This window comes from Angustibacter speluncae (assembly GCF_054777815.1).
Genome location: NZ_BAAHAF010000138.1, coordinates 1 through 2,086, shown reverse-complemented (window position 1 = coordinate 2,086; position 2,086 = coordinate 1). Strand labels below are relative to the sequence as shown.

At 77.1% G+C, this 2,086-nt stretch carries 4 protein-coding genes and 2 tRNA genes; 3 read left to right on the top strand and 3 right to left on the bottom strand.

The genetic code is table 11. The features are described from left to right. The coding region (locus ACYVKY_RS16030) for a hypothetical protein (protein ID WP_460435988.1) at nucleotides 1–183 on the top strand (183 nt) is incomplete at its 5' end. Between the two features lie 259 nt (nucleotides 184–442). On the opposite strand, the gene ACYVKY_RS16025 is transcribed toward ACYVKY_RS16030, so the two are convergent. After that, nucleotides 443–516, bottom strand: a tRNA-Pro gene (locus ACYVKY_RS16025). A gap of 45 nt (nucleotides 517–561) precedes the next feature. On the opposite strand from ACYVKY_RS16025, the gene ACYVKY_RS16020 reads away from it, so the two are divergent. Both ACYVKY_RS16020 and ACYVKY_RS16015 read left to right on the top strand, forming a co-directional pair. Continuing rightward, nucleotides 562–1,059 carry an aminoacyl-tRNA deacylase gene (locus tag ACYVKY_RS16020; protein WP_460435987.1) on the top strand — a complete coding sequence of 166 codons (498 nt, stop codon included), beginning with the start codon at nucleotides 562–564 and terminating at the stop codon, nucleotides 1,057–1,059. Between the two features lie 77 nt (nucleotides 1,060–1,136). Further along, nucleotides 1,137–1,207 (top strand) — tRNA-Gly (locus ACYVKY_RS16015). 9 nt (nucleotides 1,208–1,216) lie between these two features. On the opposite strand, the gene ACYVKY_RS16010 is transcribed toward ACYVKY_RS16015, so the two are convergent. Next, the gene (locus ACYVKY_RS16010) at nucleotides 1,217–1,360 is read right to left on the bottom strand and encodes a hypothetical protein (RefSeq protein WP_460435986.1); all 144 of its coding nucleotides are present in this window, start codon (nucleotides 1,358–1,360) and stop codon (nucleotides 1,217–1,219) included. A 138-nt stretch (nucleotides 1,361–1,498) separates the two neighbouring features. Then, nucleotides 1,499–2,086: CAP domain-containing protein (locus ACYVKY_RS16005; RefSeq protein ID WP_460435985.1), on the bottom strand; the 588-nt coding region annotated here is incomplete at its 5' end.

The window sequence follows — 2,086 nt, the reverse complement described above, 5'->3', positions numbered from 1 at the left end:
GGCGAGACCGTGGCCGCGGTCGGCGCCCGGCTGCCGCAGGCCCGCGAGGCGCACGCCGTGGTCGAGCGGGCCGCCTACGCGGCGCGGCCGCCGGTCGGGCGGGAGGCGCACGGGGCGGTCGAGGCTTTGGACGCCGTGACCGGCCGGTTGCTCGCCGAGGCCCGGCAGGCGACGCGCCGCTGACCTGCGCGCCCTGTCCGTCCACCACGTCCAGGTGGCGACCACCTCCCGAACGTGGCGTGCGCGCCCCGTGAGGTGCGAGCTCGCCTCGCCGAGGCCGCCCGGTCCCCCGTCGCGGACCGACCGGCTGACGCCGGTCGGCCGTCGTCGGGGTACCCGGAACCGCCGGACAGGGGGCGGCCTCGTGCCTCGCCCGCCCGACCGGCTCCCGTCATCCCGGTCCCCCGTCGCGGACCGACCGGCTGACGCCGGTCGGCCGCCGTCGGGGTACCCGGATTCGAACCGGGGGCCTTCCGCTCCCAAAGCGGACGCGCTACCAAGCTGCGCCACACCCCGTGCGGGACCGAGCGTAGTGCGGCGCAGCGGTCCTACGCTGCCGCGATGACGACCGGCCGCACGGACGACGCCGCGGACGCCGGCCCCGCCCGGGTGCTGGCCGCCGCGCAGGCGCTCGGCCTCGAGGTGCGGGTGCGTGAGCGGCCGGCCGCCGGGAGCCTCGAGGAGGCCGCGCGGCTGCTCGGGGTCGAGCCGGCCGACGTCGTGAAGTCGCTCGTCGTGCGGCTGCCCGACCGCACGCACCTGTTCGTCCTGGTCGACGGGACGAGCACGATCGCCTGGCCGCGGCTGCGGGCGCTGCTCGGCGTCAGCCGGATGACGATGCCGTCGGCCGCGGACGCGCTGGCCGCCACCGGCTACGAGCGCGGGACGATCACGCCGCTCGGCAGCGAGCCCGGCTGGCCCGTCGTGGTCGACACCCGGCTGCAGGGCCGCACGGTCGCGATGGGCGCGGGCGTGCACGGGTGGAGCGCGTTCGTGGCGGTCGACGACCTGGTGCGGGCCTCGGGGGCGACCGTCGCCGACGTCGCGGACCCGGCCTGACGCCGCCGGAGGAACCTCGTCGCGACCGGCCGCGGCACCCCACTACCCTGGTGGCTGCGCCGCCCGCCGCGGTGCGCGCGGGTGTAGCTCAATGGTAGAGCCCCAGCCTTCCAAGCTGGTCATGCGGGTTCGATTCCCGTCACCCGCTCCGTCCGGCTCAGGGACGCGGTCGCGACCCCGCGTTCCGGTTGCGCGCCTTGGCGAGCATCTCCTTGGCCCGTCGCTGGTTCTCCGGCTTGCGCGCCTCGTCCACGGCCTTCTTCGCGATGCCGAGCTTGGTCAGCTTGCTCAGGATGCCCATGTCGTGCCCGTTCCTTCCGTCGGCGGGTGTCCGCCGAGTATGCGGCCCGCTCGTCCGCGCCGCAGCCCGGCGGCGGACGGCCGCTCGCGGATCGCGACCCGGGCACCGTCTCCGGCCCCGGCAGCCGCGCGTACCCGTTCAGCCGCCGAAGGTCTGGGTCCAGTACGTGCCGTAGGACCCGCCGCGGGCGACACCGACGCCGATGTGCCGGAACGAGCAGTTCAGGATGTTGGCGCGGTGGCCCGAGCTGCCCATCCACGACGCCATCACCGACGACGCCGACCCCTGGCCCGCGGCGATGTTCTCCCCGATCGTGCCGCCCGGGTACCCGGCGGCGCGGATGCGGTCGGCGAACGAGCGGCCGTCCAGGCTGGTGTGCGAGAAGTAGTCGTTCGTCGCCATGTCGGCGCTGTGGCCCTGGGCGGCCGCGTTCAGCGCGCCGTTCGAGCTGACCGGGCCGCACCCGGCCTTCGCCCGCTCCTGGTTCACCAGCGCCACGACCTCCGAGCTGCCGCCCGCCGACACCGGTGCGGGGGCGGCGGCGCCGCCACCCGACGACCCACCGGACCCACCCGAGCCGCCGGACCCGCCGCTCGAGCCGCGGTTCGACGACCTCGACACCCGCTCGGGGGTCGGGGACGGCGGGGGCGGCGGCGGCCGGGGCGCCACGACGTCGCGCACGGGGCCGGCGACGCCGGCCACCGACGCCGACGCGGCGTCGGCCGG